This is a genomic window from Wujia chipingensis, assembly GCF_014337155.1.
GTDB classification, from domain to species: domain Bacteria; phylum Bacillota; class Clostridia; order Lachnospirales; family Lachnospiraceae; genus Coprococcus_C; species Coprococcus_C hominis.
The window spans coordinates 1,532,334-1,546,464 of the sequence record NZ_CP060632.1; the positions used below are offsets into that span (position 1 = coordinate 1,532,334).

Here is a 14,131-nt window from a genome sequence, read left to right on the forward strand (position 1 = left end):
TCCTTAAATATAATTACTTATCGTTAGCTGCTGCAACACCTGGCAGTTCCTTACCTTCCAAGAACTCAAGTGAAGCTCCACCACCTGTTGAGATGTGGCTCATCTTGTCGCCATAGCCAAGCTGGTTAACAGCTGCTGCAGAATCACCACCACCGATGATTGTTGTAGCGTCTGTCTCAGCAAGTGCTGCTGCAACTGCCTTTGTACCTGTTGCAAGAACCGGGTTCTCGAATACACCCATAGGTCCGTTCCATACAACTGTCTTAGCTGTCTTAACAGCCTCTGAGTAAAGCTCGATTGTCTTAGGTCCGATATCGCAGCCTTCCTTAGATGCATCCATCTTATCTGCATCACAGATTGTTGTAGCGATTGTAGGATCATCGATTGGGTTAGGGAAATCGTCGATCATAACAGAGTCTACTGGAAGCAGAAGCTTCTTGCCAAGCTTCTCAGCCTTCTCCATCATTTCCTTACAGTAGTCAAGCTTTGTCTCGTCAACAAGTGACTTACCGATCTCATATCCCTTAGCCTTGAGGAATGTGTAAGCCATACCACCACCGATGATGAGTGTATCGCACTTCTCAAGAAGGTTAGAGATAACGTTCAGCTTATCAGCAACCTTTGCACCACCAAGGATAGCAACGAAAGGTCTTACAGGATTCTCAACTGCATTTCCGAGGAAATCGATTTCCTTCTGCATCAGATATCCAACAACAGCTGTATCAACAAGTGCAGCTACACCAACGTTTGAGCAGTGTGCTCTGTGTGCTGTACCAAATGCATCGTTTACGAATACGTCACAGATGCTTGCAAGATCCTTAGAGAAAGCCTCTCCGTTCTTTGTCTCTTCTGCTCTGAAACGTGTATTCTCAAGAAGGATAACCTCGCCATCCTTCATAGCGTCTACAGCTGCACGAACTGTATCGTCAACAACCTCTAAGCTTGGTACAAACTTTACTTCCTGTCCAAGAAGCTCTGTCAGTCTCTTTGCAACTGGTGCAAGAGTCTTTGTCTGCTTGTCTTCCTCTGTCTTAACCTTTCCAAGGTGAGAGCAAAGGATAACCTTACCGCCATCAGCGATCAGCTTCTTGATTGTTGGAAGAGCTGCAACCAGACGATTCTCGTCTGTAATCTCGCCGTTCTTCAAAGGTACGTTAAAGTCGCATCTGCAAAGAACACGAAGTCCCTTTACGTTGATATCATCAACGGATTTCTTATTTAATGACATTATAAATTCCTCCTGGATTTTGAAATGATAAAAATAAGGGCCCGGTCCAATTAAGACCGGACCCTTGTAGGTCTTCTCTAAGAGAGTCTGACTAGAAATTAAGCCAACTCAGCGAAGTACTTGATTGTTCTAACCATCTGGCTTGTGTATGAGTTCTCGTTATCATACCAAGAAACAACCTGAACCTCGTAAAGATCGTCAGCGATCTGAGCTACCATTGTCTGTGTAGCATCGAAGAGTGAACCATATCTCATACCAACGATATCTGAAGATACGATCTGCTCCTCATTGTAACCATAAGACTCAGAAGCTGCAGCCTTCATAGCAGCGTTGATGCCTTCCTTAGTTACGTCCTTACCCTTAACAACTGCTGTAAGGATTGTTGTAGAACCTGTAGGTACAGGAACTCTCTGTGCAGAACCGATGAGCTTTCCATTAAGCTCTGGGATAACAAGACCGATAGCCTTAGCTGCACCTGTTGAGTTAGGAACGATGTTTACAGCTGCTGCACGAGCACGTCTGAAATCACCCTTTCTGTGTGGTCCATCAAGTACCATCTGATCACCTGTGTAAGCGTGGATTGTTGACATGATACCTGACTGGATTGGAGCGTAATCGTTAAGTGCCTTAGCCATAGGAGCAAGACAGTTTGTTGTACAAGAAGCTGCAGAGATGATCTTGTCATCTGCTGTAAGTGTGTTCTCGTTTACGCTATATACGATTGTAGGAAGATCGTTACCAGCTGGAGCTGAAATAACTACCTTCTTAGCACCTGCATCGATATGAGCCTGTGACTTAGCCTTTGATACATAGAAACCTGTACACTCAAGTACAACGTCTACATCAAGCTCTCCCCATGGAAGATTCTTAGCATCTGCCTCAGCATAGATCTTAAGTGTCTTACCACAAACTGTGATTGTACCTGCTTCATCATCAGCAGAAACCTGATCTGCATACTGATACTTACCCTGTGATGAATCATACTTCAAAAGGTGAGCAAGCATAGAAGGCTTTGTCAAGTCGTTGATTGCAACTACTTCATAACCTTCTGCGTCAAACATCTGTCTGAATGCAAGACGTCCGATACGTCCAAAACCATTAATTGCTACTTTTACTGCCATTTTTTAATCCTCCTAAGTTTTAATTATTAAGATTTAAATACTGCATGGCTGCAGTAATTCATCTAAAAACTTACATCAAATATCATAACTTCTTTTATAGTAAAATTCAAGACTATTTTTTGTAATTTTTTTCAAAAAGTGCGTGATTTTCCAAATTTATTGGATTTTATAAGATTATACGTTATAATTAGCAATCATAGCTTTCGTGAAATCATAGTATTTTATGCATTATATTTTACAGGAGGATTAAACCATGCTATTTCCCGATTATCATTTTCATACGGATTTTTCCAGTGACTGTGACGAACCAATGCAGGCAGTGATCGCCTCCGCAAAAGAAAAAGGCTTGTCTGCCCTCTGCGTTACAGATCATTATGACATGGATTTCCCGGTTCGTCCTGAGGAACCGGATGTGGATTTTGATTTAGATCTGGATTCCTACTATCGCACTTACCACGCTCTTTCTGAGAAGCTTGTCCCGGAGTTTGATCTTCGCGTGGGTGTGGAACTTGGCGTGATGCCATCGACAACGAAAAAATTAAATGCCTTCGTGCAGGCACACCCGGAACTGGATTTTATCATCTGCAGCCTGCATGTCGTCGACGGCATGGACCCATACTACCCGGAATATTTCGAGGGAAAGGAAGATCTGTCTGCCTACCGGCATTATTTTGAGACGCTGCTTGCCTGTGTAAAAGAATTTGACAACTTCAATGTATGTGGACACCTTGATTATATCGTGCGCTACGGAAAGACAAAGGCGGATCTTTTTGATATCCGCGATTATGCAGATATCTTTGAAGAGCTGTTTCAGATTCTTGTCGCCCGTGGTCAGGGTATCGAGATCAACACCGGAAGCTTATACCGTGGTCTCTCTTTCCCGCATCCTCATACAGATATCCTGAAAATGTACAAGGATGCCGGAGGAGAAATTATCACTGTCGGAAGCGACGCGCATCATGCAGAGCATATCGGCTACGGCTTTGATGCTGCAAGAGATCTGCTGCTCTCCCATGGTTTCCGTTACTATACGACATTTAAAGAACGCAAACCGGAATTCCATAAGATTCCTTAATCTACCGCGTGAAAACGCGACTGGTAATCCTCATAAAAAGGTGACTGTTCCCGCAGTCCCCCGACGAGTTCCCGGATGCAGGCAATCACATAGTCTGCATCCTTTTTTGTTGTCTCTTCCCCGATCGTCAGCCGAATCGTGCCACGCGCCAGTTCGTCGGAAAGCCCGATTGCCTTTAACACATGGGACGGTTCTTTCGACGCAGATGTGCATGCCGATCCACCAGAGGCACAGATGCCGAGTGTATCCAGCATAACCAGCAATGCCCCACCATCCACAAACTGAAAGGAAATATTGATATTGTTCGGGAGTCTCTGTTCCGGATGTCCATTTAACTGGCTGTACGGAATCGTTGTAAGTAGTTCACCGATCATATACTCACGGATCTGTATTTCATACTTCATCCGCTGTTCCATCGCGGCATCCGCAATGTATGCGGCAGTCGCAAGCCCAACGATACCGGGGACATTTTCCGTTCCTGCCCGAAGTCCCTGCTCCTGTGCGCCACCGTGGATCAGACTTTGCAGTTTCACGCCATCCCGCACATACAAAAATCCTGTCCCCTTTGGCCCGCGGAATTTGTGTCCGCTCGCAGTAAGCAGATCGACCTGCAGGCATGCAACGTCAATTGGAATCTGTCCATACGCCTGCACCGCATCCGTATGAAATAATACATTGTGCCGTCTGGCGATTGCTCCGATCTCACCGATCGGCTGTATCGTTCCAATCTCATTGTTTGCAAACATCACGGATATTAAAATCGTATCCTTCCGGATTGCCCGCTCCACCTGTACCGGATTCACACGTCCGTATATATCCACATCCAGATATGTGACCTCGAATCCATGCCTTTCGAGGTATTCGCATGTATGCAGGATTCCGTGATGCTCCAGCTTTGTCGTGATGATATGTCTGCCCTTTTTACTGTATGTGTCTGCAATCTCTTTTAACGCCCAGTTATCGCCCTCCGAACCGCCTGCCGTGAAATAAATCTCGTTCTTTTTCGCATGCAGGGTATCCGCGATCATCTGACGGCATTTTTCTATCTTCTGCCGGTTTTCCTTTGCGATACTGTAAATGCCGGAAGGGTTCGCAAATTTGTCGTGAAAATACGGCTGCATGGCACGAATCACTTCCGGATGGGTGCTCGTCGTCGCTGCGTGATCCATATAAACTGTCATATTTTATCGCCCTATCCAATATAATAAACCAAGACTCCGGCAGGAAATGAGCATCATGTCAAAACGAACCATCATCAAAGGAACCCTGATACTGACCATAACCGGCATCCTGACCAAATGTCTCGGCTTTTATAATAGAATATTCCTGACGCGGCTGATTGGTGTTAAAGAGCTTGGAACTTATCAGCTTATTTTTCCACTTTACATCTTAGGCATTTCTTTTTGCTGTCAGGGAATCGCAACAACGATTACCAAACATGTATCCTATCTGCTTGGCAAGAAAAAATATTCCGATACTCGCCGTGCGCTTTGCTTCGGTGGATTTTTGAGTTTTGTGCTGAGCCTGCTTGTCTCTGCCTGCTTTTTCTTTGGCTGTGACTTCATCGCCATGCATATCCTGAAAAATACCGACTGCCGTATCCTGTTGCGCATTCTCTCACCAGCGGTTCCATTTGTCGCCATAAAAGCCTGCATCAATGCATTTTTTATCGGACATGAAAAACCGGTTTTCTCCGGAAGCTGCCAGTTGATCGAACAGATTATACGGATTGGTTCCGTCTACCTTCTTGCCATCTCTTATATGCAGGATCATGTTGACGCCAAAACGGCTGTACTCGGTGTTGTGATCGGCGAGATGGGCGCCACATTTTACGCGGTCAGCTGTTATATCTTGTTCCGAAGAAAGCAGAATCAAGCGAACAGATTGCCAGATAAAGATATGTGCATTTCAGTGAAAAAGAAATCATCCCTTATGATTCCAATGCTGAAAGACATTATTCCAATTACTTCCAACAACCTGATTTTTACGTTATTTTCCAGTTTTGAAGCAATCATACTTCCGACGTTTCTTTTCCAGTATTACAACAACGCCGATACAAGCATGGAAATGTACGGTATCATCACCGGTATCGTGATCCCATTTCTGCTTTTTCCGGCAACGATCACGAACTCGCTTTCCACGATGCTGCTTCCATCCATTTCTTACGCGTGTGCGAAACGCGATACGGAAGCAATAAAAAAAGCACTTGTATCAAGTGCTCTTTTCTGCATCATGCTTGGAAGCTTCGCCTGTGTCCTGTATATACTCTTCGGAAAAACAATCTGTACCTTTGCCTTTGAAAGTGCTGAAGCAGGAACGCTGCTACAGCTGATGGGATTTCTATGTCCGTTTATTTATCTCTCCACAACGCTTTCCAGCGTTATGAACGGAATCGGCTACGCCACCCAGAACTTAATCTACAATATTCTCGGCATCAGTGTGCGGATCTTATGTATTATCTTCTTTGTGCCACATTTTGGCATCCACGCATACATATGCGGCATGTTCGGTGGCTACCTGCTCCACAACGCACTCACGATCACGAAGCTTGCGTCCCTTAATTCGTAACCTTCTTCGTCCAGTCGTAAGGGGTGCTCTGGTAGACGTAATAATTGAGCCAATTTGCATACAGTGTATTCGCATGACATCTCCATGACTTGATCGGCTTCTGCTCCGGATCATCATCCGGGTAATAATTGACCGGAATGTTCGGATTTAATCCACGCTTGATGTCACGCTTATATTCCTGATCAAGTGTAAATGTATCATACTCTGGATGTCCGGTTACGAAGATGTTCTTGCCGTCCTCTCCAATAATCAGGTATGGTCCTGTAATATCGGACTCTGCGACGATCTCCAGAAGCGGATTATCGACGATTGCCTGTTTATCCACACCGGTATAACGGGACTGTGGCACTAAGAATGAATCATCAAATCCACGTACCAGTGGTGTCCGTTTATGGAACGTATAATGCTTATACACACCGGAAAACTTCTCTGGAAGCTGGTATTTTTTCACACCATAACGATAGTAAAGTCCCGCCTGTGCACCCCAGCAGATATGCAGTGTGGACGTAACATTCGTAACTGACCAGTCCATGATAGCAGTCAGTTCATCCCAGTACTCCACTTCCTCAAACTCCATATTCTCCACCGGTGCTCCGGTAATGATCAGACCATCCCATTTCCTGTTCTTTACATGTTCAAAGTCACTGTAGAAACGCTCCAAATGTGATTCGGATACATGCTTTGATTCATAGGACATCGTGCGGATAAAGGAGATATTTACCTGCAGTGGTGTGTTTGACAGGCTGCGCAGAAGCTGCAACTCCGTATCTTCCTTTAACGGCATCAGATTTAAAATCAAAATGTCAAGTGGACGTATATCCTGTGTCATAGCACGATGTTCGTCCATCACAAATATATTTTCCTGTTCCAGTACTTTCTTCACTGGCAGATCGTTGTCTATTCTAATCGGCATCTCTAAAACCTCTTTTCTTCTCTAAAGCTAAAGCATACCACGAATTTTTTATAACTGCAAGAAATCATCCTCGGAAATAATCGGAATTCCCAATGATTTCGCCTTTTTATTCTTCGATGAGGAAGATAATACATCGTTATTGATCAGGTACGTGGTCTTCGAAGAAACACTGCCTGCGACTTTTCCGCCACGGTCTTCGATCAATTTTTTAAGTTCATCCCGGTTTGCAAAATGATTGAGTGAACCAGTAATGACAAATGTCTTGCCTTCGAGATCCTGTGGTGCCGTATTCTCCTCGACGACAAGTGTCACTTCCTTCAAGATCTCACGCAGTACCCGGATATTGTTCGGATCTGCGAAATATGCCACAATGCCCTCTGCGATCACATCGCCGATCTTCTCAATCTCGGCAAACTGCGCTGCATCGGCATGGATAATTGCCTCCACATCATCTTTGAAATATTTGCAGATGGATTTTGCCATGGCGGTACCGACGTTCAAAATTCCAAGTCCATACAGGACACGCGCAAGCTGTGTCGTACGGCTTGCCTCGATGCTCTCCATCATATTGTCGTAGGACTTCTGCCCAAAGCCCTCTAATTTCACGATTTCTGTCTCATAGCGGTCAATCCGGTAGATATCATACAACTCTTCAATAAAGCCGCAGTCTAAGAACTTCTGAAGCGTTGCCTCAGATAAACCATCGATGTTCATCGCGTTTCGTGATACAAAATGTGTGAATAGCTTGATTGCCTTTGCCGGGCATGCCGGATTCGGACATACAAGCGTCTGTGCCTGATTGTCCTCGCGGATCTCTGTCTTACCGCCACACGCCGGACAAGTATCCGGAATCTCGAGTGTACCGGATTTCGTCAGGTTCTCACTGATCTGCGGGATGATCATATTCGCCTTATACACCTTGATCGTATCACCGATTCCAAGCTGTAACTGCTTCACAATGCTCACATTGTGGACACTGGCACGGCTCACAGACGTTCCTTCGAGCGATACCGCATCAAAGACTGCCACCGGATTGATCAGCCCGGTACGGGACGGACTCCACTCAATATGCCGAAGCGTTGTCTCCGCTTCCTCGTCTGCCCATTTAAATGCGATCGAATCCCGCGGGAATTTCGCTGTCCGTCCAAGACTTTTACCATATTCCACATCATCAAACGAAAGCACGAGTCCATCAGATGGGAAATCGTTCGTCTCGATTTTCTCTGCAAAATGTGTGACCATCTCCTGCATCGTTGCCGCTGTGACATCGACGTGTTCCACAACCTCAAAACCAAGTGAAGTCAGGAAATCAAACTTTGAATTCATCGTTGCATCGATTTCCGCATCTCCGGTATCAAGCATATTAAACGCAAAGAAATGCACATTCCGCTCGGCTGTGATCTGATTATTGAGCTGCCGCACACTGCCGGAGCATAAGTTTCTCGGGTTTTTATATTTGCTGTCAATATCCGGAATCGTGGCATTGATACGCTCAAAATCTGTATAGGTAATGACCGCCTCGCCACGGATCGTAAGCGGACCTTTGTACGCAATCTGGTTCGGCAGATTCGCAAATACCTTCGCATTGTTCGTGATGACCTCACCGATCTCGCCGTTTCCACGTGTGACTGCCTTCACAAGCACGCCATCCTCGTAAGTCAATACAACCGTCAGTCCATCCATCTTCCACGACATGACTCCTGTTTTATCACCCAGCCACGCTGCCAGATCCTCAACACTTTTTGTCTTGTCCAAAGATAACATTGGGGCCGGATGCCGTTCCTTCGGCAGCTCACTGATGATCTCGTAACCGACATTCTGTGTCGGGCTTTTGGATAAGATCAGACCGGTCTCCTGCTCTAACGCCGCAAGCTCATCATACAACGCATCATATTCCAGATTGGACATGATCTCTGTATCCTGCTGATAATATGCTTTGGAAGCCTGATTTAACAGCTCCACCAATTCTTTCATACGCTCTGTTTTTGCATCCATCATTTTCTCCTTTTCCTGTCACGATCTCTTCTGCACCAGTCTCCGCAGCTCCTGTTCTTCGTCCCGCGTCAGCGTCCGAAACTCACCCGGTCGTAAGCTTCCAAGACGAATATTCATGATTCGGACACGCTTTAAGTGCACAACCCGTACATGCAATGCATCGCACATCCGCCGGATCTGCCGGTTCAATCCCTGTGTCAATATGATCGAGAAATTTCTCGTTCCGGTCTTTTTGACTTTACATGGTTTCGTTACCGTATCTAAAATCTCAACGCCCTCCGACATCTTCTTAATAAAATCTTCTGTGATATCTGTGTTGACTCGCACATGGTATTCCTTTTCATGATTGTTTCTGGAGCGCTGGATCTCATTTGCCAGATCTCCGTCATTTGTAAGAAGCAAAAGTCCGGTCGAATCCTTATCAAGACGTCCTACATAGTTTACCCGCTCCGGGAACTCTACATACCGGAAGATACTGTCCGGATCAGCATCCTTCGATGTACAGACCTGTCCGATCGGCTTATTGTATGCATAGATCACCTTTTTCGTATGCAGATGTACCGGCTTTCCATTGCAGGTAACAACTGAAGAATCGCCGACGCGTGTTCCAAGATCCGCGATTGTTCCATCCACCGTTACCTTTCCGGCTTCAATCAGCCTGTCGGCTTCCCGGCGGGAACAGATTCCTGCTTCACTTAAGTATTTATTTAATCGAATTTCGTTAGACATGGCATTCCCCTTAATTTTATTAATTTTATAGTTGCATTTTTATATTAACAGTTGTATAATCGCTTTATAAATTTTAGAAAAAGTGTAAAGGAGGCATATTATGGATAATATTGATAAAAAAATTCTTCACTTATTACAGGAAAATGCCAGATATCCATTGAAGCATCTGGCAAGCAAAGTATTTCTTTCCTCCCCCGCTGTCTCTGCCCGTATTGAGCGTTTAGAGAAAAGCGGAATCATCTCCGGCTATCACGCAAGTGTTGCCCCAGTGTCTCTCGGGTATCACATTACAGCCTTTATAAACATGGCGCTCGATCCAAAACGGAAACCGGAATTCTACCCGTTTATCCAAGCATGTCCGAACGTTTTGGAGTGTAACTGCGTTACCGGTGCATACTCCATGTTGATTAAAGTATGCTTCCCTAGCACAATGGAGCTTGATACTTTCATCGGGCAACTCCAGAAATACGGAAACACAGAAACACAGATCGTATTCTCCACTCCGGTTCCGCCACGTGGCATTGATGTCCGTGCAGCCGATGAGGACGAAGACGAAGATGGTGCGGATGATTTCTTGTAAAATACATGGATATAATAATAGGGCTGTTGACGAACAACAGCCCTTATTTTTTATTATTGTCCGGAACTGATCGTATTGTAGAACTCTGCGAATGCCGCATCATTTGCAATACAACTGTTTACGTTATCCTGTACTGCTTTGTACAGATTCTGAATATCCGTTGACTGACTCTGTGTCTCGATGTAATTCGTAACTTCCTGCGAATGTGCTGAATTATCAATCTTATATCCATCTGCTGTTTTCACAACATAGAACTGATTAATATTCAGAGGAACACTTGTAATGTTCGCCATACTCAAGTTGCTTGTTACATACACAAGTGTCGCATCTTCCGTGTATCCCGGCATCGTGTAACAATTCACATTTGAATATGCCTTGATCACAGCGGAACGCTGCTGATAAACGGTCATATCATCGAACTGGCTTGGATCTGTAACATAGGTCTTCAGCTTGTCCTGATCGCAAACCGCCAACGCTGCATAATACTCTATAATCAGGGAATTGATATCCAGATTTGCATTTGTCTCGTAAGAAAAGCCGGTCTGGTTCGTCTGCTGTGCATCCGTCTGCGTCGCTTTGTCTTTGTTAAACATTCTCAGATCCAGATCCGAGAAGAAATAGAAATAGAATACAACGGCAAGCAGAATAAAGATCATCCAGCCAAGGAACAGCATCAGGCCTGCTATCTTTTTCTTTCCTTTTTTACCCTTCTTACTCATATGTCCTCCTTCGAACAACAATATACAAAAATGCACCAGAGAGGAATCGAACCTCCGCACATGGCTCCGGAGGCCATTGCTCTATCCACTGAGCTACTGGTGCGCGACTTCTAGTATATCCGATTTGATCTGATTTTTCAAGGCTTCTATGCTATCAAATTTTATTTCTTTTCGAATTTGTCGTAAAAATTCGATTTTCAGGCAGGTTCCATATAGATTTTCATTGAAATCCAGAATATTTGTCTCCACCTTAATTTTATGATCTGCGTCCACGGTCGGGTTATCTCCCACGTTCGTCACACCGCGATAATGCTGGTTATTCACTGTGACACGCGTCTCATATACGCCATTTGGCACTAACAATTTTTCTTCCGTTGGAATCAAGTTGGCTGTTGGGAATCCAATTGTAGCTCCAAGCTGTTTTCCATACTGGACAATCCCGGAAATACTATATGGGCGTCCCATATATTCACGGACGACATCCACTGCCCCCTGTTCAATCTGCTCCCGAATATAGGAGGAACTGATAATTGTCCCCTGCTCCCGCAGCTTCTCAAACGCAAGCACTTCAAAGCCATACCGGGTTCCATATTCCTGCAGCATCGTCACATCGCCCTGCCGGTTTTTGCCAAACCGAAAATCATTGCCGACGACCACATATTCCGGGTGCAGCCGCTCCACTAACACATCCTTGATAAATGTCTCCGGCTTCATCGCCGCAAACTTCTTCGTAAATTCACAAGTAACATTCCAGTCTATACCAAGTTCCTCCAACAGCCGATCCCGCTCTGGAATTGTATAGATGCGCTTTGTGCCCGGCATGTCGATGGAAAATACGACCGATTGTTTTCCTGCCTCATGGGACAACTGCAATACTTTGTTGATAAGCAACATATGTCCCTTGTGCAAGCCCTCAAATTTTCCTAATGCCACAACAGTATCTGCGATATTCACGTCATTGTATGCTAGTTTCTTCACGTCAGTTTCCTCATAAAAACATTTTAAATGGTTTGTATATCTGTTCTTCCTCTTTGTAATCATATAAGGCTACAAACTTGCCTGCATGATACACCCGGATTCTCGTATCCCGTCTTTCTCCCATATCTTTGAAAAACCGAGGAGAAAGCTTGTTTCCATTTCTCAGATAATTCTCTGCCTGTTCGGTAATCTCATATGCCGGATACTGTTTCAAAAGTGCATCCACTGGCAGGATTGCGTCCTGCAGGGTTCCATCTGCCTGCCGTACCTCGATCTCCTGCAGCGTCAATGCATCTGTCACAGAAAATCCATGCACTTCTTTCCGGTGTAAACCGGACAACACAGCCAGACAAGAAAGTTTTCTTCCGATATCCCGGCACAACGACCGGATATACGTGCCTTTCGAACAATACACATCAAAGCTGTAAGTATCGTCCGCTTCCTTCGTAATGTCCTGGATTGCATAAATCTCAACCGGTCTTGGTTCTCGTTTGACCTCGATTCCGGCTCTGGCATATTCGTATAATTTTTTTCCATCCTTTTTGATGGCAGAATACATCGGTGGTATCTGGTCATACTTGCCAATGAAGGACAAAATTGCACGTTTCACGTCTGCCTGTGTCAGCTGCGCGAGCACTGCTGCATCACCTTCCGCAGTCGTCTCACCGGTCACATCCTCGGTATCCGTCTCATAGCCAAGCTTCATCGTCGCACGGTAGCATTTATCTCCTTCGGTCAGAAGATCTACCAGCTTTGTCGCCTTACCAAGACAAACCAACAGGACACCTTCTGCCATTGGATCAAGTGTCCCGGTATGTCCGATCTTTTTCTGTTTTAAGATGCCGCGAAGCTTTGCCACGACATCAAATGATGTATAATCCTGTTCTTTATAAACATTTAAAATCCCGTCTATCAAAGCTGTTCCTCTATCATCTTTATAATATCTGCAACGACTGTATCAAAATCGCCGGTCACTTCAAAGCCAGCCGCACGGATATGTCCGCCACCGCCATAGGCAACTGCAATCTTGCTCACATTGACTTTGCGGATAGAACGCAGGCTGACCTTCATTGCATCGCCAAGCTGGTATACAAATATCGCGACCTCCACACCGTCAATCACGCGGATACGATCCACAATGCCATCTGTCTCTTCTTTTCCGCAGCCAAAGGTATCGAACATCTCCTTTGTCACAAATGTGTAGACAACCTGTCCGGACAGTGCCAGCTTTGCATTGACCATCGCCTGTCCCATAAGCAGATTCTGCTTGTAGCTGACTCTGTAAAAGGTATCGTCGATAATCTTCTGTGCATCCACGCCATGTGCGAGCAATTCACCGGCTACCTGCATTGTATCCTTTGTACATGCCGAATACTTGAACACGCCGGTATCATGTACGATACCGAGATACAGACACTCTGCACAGGCAAGCGAGATATTCTCTGGATCAATATGCCGGAACAATACTTCACTTGCAGAAGATGCGTCCGCATCACAATAGTAATAATCCCCAAAGCCCTGATTACTTCTATGATGATCCAGGCAGGCACTTTTCTTCGCCATACCGAAAAGCTCATAGAAGCTTCCATGCCGATCGCGGTCTCCACAATCCAGAGAAATTGCAAGATCCAATACACGAGACTCTGGTTCATGGCAGATGGCATCCGCGCCCTTTAAGAACGAAAACTTATCTGGAATCTTCTCCAGATACACGGTCACCTCTGCGTCATAGTTGTCCTGAATATAATTGTACAGTCCTAAGCACGAACCAACACAATCGCCATCCGGGCGGATATGCCCGAATATTCCGATTGTCTTTGCATCTTCAATTAGATTTAATAATTCACTCTTCTTCATTCTGCTTACTCTGATCCTCTTTGATTACCTCATCGATACGCTTAGACATATAATTTCCATACTCGATTGATGTGTCCAATACAAACGTAAGCTCCGGTGTATTTCGGAGATTGATCGTACGCGCCAGCTCGCGGCGGATAAATCCACTCGCCTGCTCTAAGCCCTTTAACGTCTCTGCACCAGATTCTGCATCGCCTAATACACTGATATATGCCTTACAATATTTCAGATCCTGTGTCACCATGACATCCGTTACCGATGTCATGGGATTGATACGTGGATCTTTTAACTCCATCCGAATGATCCGGGAAAGTTCCTTCTGGACTTCCCCATTGATTCGCTGTGATTTATGACTTGTCTTTCTCATT

The 14,131-nt window shown here is 45.1% G+C and carries 14 protein-coding genes and 1 tRNA gene; 3 read left to right on the forward strand and 12 right to left on the reverse strand.

Going from position 1 to position 14,131, the window contains the following annotated elements:
* Positions 1–13 precede the first annotated feature (13 nt).
* Together H9Q76_RS07130 and gap are read right to left on the reverse strand one after the other, a co-directional pair.
* On the reverse strand, positions 14–1,228 hold the full coding sequence (locus H9Q76_RS07130; RefSeq protein ID WP_021985421.1) for a phosphoglycerate kinase: 1,215 nt from the start codon (positions 1,226–1,228) through the stop codon (positions 14–16).
* A gap of 98 nt (positions 1,229–1,326) precedes the next feature.
* On the reverse strand, positions 1,327–2,349 hold the full coding sequence (gene gap / locus H9Q76_RS07135; protein ID WP_021985420.1) for a type I glyceraldehyde-3-phosphate dehydrogenase: 1,023 nt from the start codon (positions 2,347–2,349) through the stop codon (positions 1,327–1,329).
* A 253-nt stretch (positions 2,350–2,602) separates the two neighbouring features.
* Here gap and H9Q76_RS07140 point away from each other — a divergent pair, with 253 nt between their 5' ends.
* Positions 2,603–3,424, forward strand: a complete 822-nt coding sequence (locus tag H9Q76_RS07140; protein WP_249320876.1) for a histidinol-phosphatase HisJ family protein — start codon at positions 2,603–2,605, stop codon at positions 3,422–3,424.
* Here the strand turns inward: H9Q76_RS07140 and H9Q76_RS07145 are convergent.
* Complete coding sequence (locus tag H9Q76_RS07145; RefSeq protein WP_249320877.1) at positions 3,421–4,605, reverse strand: cysteine desulfurase family protein; 1,185 nt, start codon at positions 4,603–4,605, stop codon at positions 3,421–3,423. The two genes, H9Q76_RS07140 and H9Q76_RS07145, sit on opposite strands and share 4 nt — an antisense overlap.
* A gap of 55 nt (positions 4,606–4,660) precedes the next feature.
* Here H9Q76_RS07145 and H9Q76_RS07150 point away from each other — a divergent pair, with 55 nt between their 5' ends.
* Complete coding sequence (locus H9Q76_RS07150) at positions 4,661–5,992, forward strand: oligosaccharide flippase family protein (protein WP_021985417.1); 1,332 nt, start codon at positions 4,661–4,663, stop codon at positions 5,990–5,992.
* On the opposite strand, the gene metA is transcribed toward H9Q76_RS07150, so the two are convergent.
* The 3 genes from metA to H9Q76_RS07165 are packed head-to-tail and all read right to left on the reverse strand — an operon-like array spanning position 5,982 to position 9,629.
* Positions 5,982–6,905, reverse strand: coding sequence for a homoserine O-acetyltransferase MetA (gene metA / locus H9Q76_RS07155; protein WP_021985416.1), 924 nt, complete (start codon positions 6,903–6,905; stop codon positions 5,982–5,984). The genes H9Q76_RS07150 and metA overlap by 11 nt on opposite strands.
* A gap of 48 nt (positions 6,906–6,953) precedes the next feature.
* Complete coding sequence (ligA, locus tag H9Q76_RS07160) at positions 6,954–8,900, reverse strand: NAD-dependent DNA ligase LigA (protein WP_021985415.1); 1,947 nt, start codon at positions 8,898–8,900, stop codon at positions 6,954–6,956.
* Positions 8,901–8,918: 18 nt separating this feature from the next.
* Positions 8,919–9,629, reverse strand: a complete 711-nt coding sequence (locus H9Q76_RS07165) for a pseudouridine synthase (protein WP_249320878.1) — start codon at positions 9,627–9,629, stop codon at positions 8,919–8,921.
* A gap of 100 nt (positions 9,630–9,729) precedes the next feature.
* Between H9Q76_RS07165 and H9Q76_RS07170 the strand changes: the two genes are divergently transcribed.
* Positions 9,730–10,209 (forward strand): Lrp/AsnC family transcriptional regulator, encoded by a 480-nt coding sequence (locus tag H9Q76_RS07170; protein WP_021985413.1) that lies wholly within the window; start codon positions 9,730–9,732, stop codon positions 10,207–10,209.
* 53 nt (positions 10,210–10,262) lie between these two features.
* On the opposite strand, the gene H9Q76_RS07175 is transcribed toward H9Q76_RS07170, so the two are convergent.
* The 6 genes from H9Q76_RS07175 to rbfA form a co-directional block, all read right to left on the reverse strand.
* The gene (locus H9Q76_RS07175; RefSeq protein WP_021985412.1) at positions 10,263–10,928 is read right to left on the reverse strand and encodes a hypothetical protein; all 666 of its coding nucleotides are present in this window, start codon (positions 10,926–10,928) and stop codon (positions 10,263–10,265) included.
* Positions 10,929–10,959: 31 nt separating this feature from the next.
* Positions 10,960–11,031 (reverse strand) — tRNA-Arg (locus H9Q76_RS07180).
* Positions 11,022–11,906 (reverse strand): bifunctional riboflavin kinase/FAD synthetase, encoded by an 885-nt coding sequence (locus tag H9Q76_RS07185; protein ID WP_181985482.1) that lies wholly within the window; start codon positions 11,904–11,906, stop codon positions 11,022–11,024. Before H9Q76_RS07185 ends, H9Q76_RS07180 begins: the two co-directional genes overlap by 10 nt.
* 10 nt (positions 11,907–11,916) lie before the next feature.
* Positions 11,917–12,822 (reverse strand): tRNA pseudouridine(55) synthase TruB, encoded by a 906-nt coding sequence (gene truB, locus H9Q76_RS07190; protein ID WP_195540654.1) that lies wholly within the window; start codon positions 12,820–12,822, stop codon positions 11,917–11,919.
* A complete protein-coding gene (locus H9Q76_RS07195; RefSeq protein ID WP_021985409.1) occupies positions 12,819–13,763 on the reverse strand; it encodes a DHH family phosphoesterase in 945 nt (314 codons plus the stop codon). Before H9Q76_RS07195 ends, truB begins: the two co-directional genes overlap by 4 nt.
* Positions 13,750–14,130: a 30S ribosome-binding factor RbfA gene (gene rbfA, locus H9Q76_RS07200; protein ID WP_021985408.1), complete on the reverse strand. Its 381-nt coding sequence runs from the start codon at positions 14,128–14,130 to the stop codon at positions 13,750–13,752. The genes H9Q76_RS07195 and rbfA overlap by 14 nt, the downstream gene beginning before the upstream one ends.
* Between the last annotated feature and the right edge of the window lies 1 nt (position 14,131).

Excerpts from the sequence above, each read along its gene's own strand:
- H9Q76_RS07130 (WP_021985421.1), bottom strand. The coding sequence starts at position 1,228 with ATGTCATTAAATAAGAAATCCGTTGATGATATCAACGTAAAGGGACTT.
- gap (WP_021985420.1), bottom strand. The coding sequence starts at position 2,349 with ATGGCAGTAAAAGTAGCAATTAATGGTTTTGGACGTATCGGACGTCTT.
- H9Q76_RS07140 (WP_249320876.1), top strand. The coding sequence starts at position 2,603 with ATGCTATTTCCCGATTATCATTTTCATACGGATTTTTCCAGTGACTGT.
- H9Q76_RS07145 (WP_249320877.1), bottom strand. The coding sequence starts at position 4,605 with ATGACAGTTTATATGGATCACGCAGCGACGACGAGCACCCATCCGGAA.
- H9Q76_RS07150 (WP_021985417.1), top strand. The coding sequence starts at position 4,661 with ATGTCAAAACGAACCATCATCAAAGGAACCCTGATACTGACCATAACC.
- metA (WP_021985416.1), bottom strand. The coding sequence starts at position 6,905 with ATGCCGATTAGAATAGACAACGATCTGCCAGTGAAGAAAGTACTGGAA.
- ligA (WP_021985415.1), bottom strand. The coding sequence starts at position 8,900 with ATGGATGCAAAAACAGAGCGTATGAAAGAATTGGTGGAGCTGTTAAAT.
- H9Q76_RS07165 (WP_249320878.1), bottom strand. The coding sequence starts at position 9,629 with ATGTCTAACGAAATTCGATTAAATAAATACTTAAGTGAAGCAGGAATC.
- H9Q76_RS07170 (WP_021985413.1), top strand. The coding sequence starts at position 9,730 with ATGGATAATATTGATAAAAAAATTCTTCACTTATTACAGGAAAATGCC.
- H9Q76_RS07175 (WP_021985412.1), bottom strand. The coding sequence starts at position 10,928 with ATGAGTAAGAAGGGTAAAAAAGGAAAGAAAAAGATAGCAGGCCTGATG.
- H9Q76_RS07195 (WP_021985409.1), bottom strand. The coding sequence starts at position 13,763 with ATGAAGAAGAGTGAATTATTAAATCTAATTGAAGATGCAAAGACAATC.
- rbfA (WP_021985408.1), bottom strand. The coding sequence starts at position 14,130 with ATGAGAAAGACAAGTCATAAATCACAGCGAATCAATGGGGAAGTCCAG.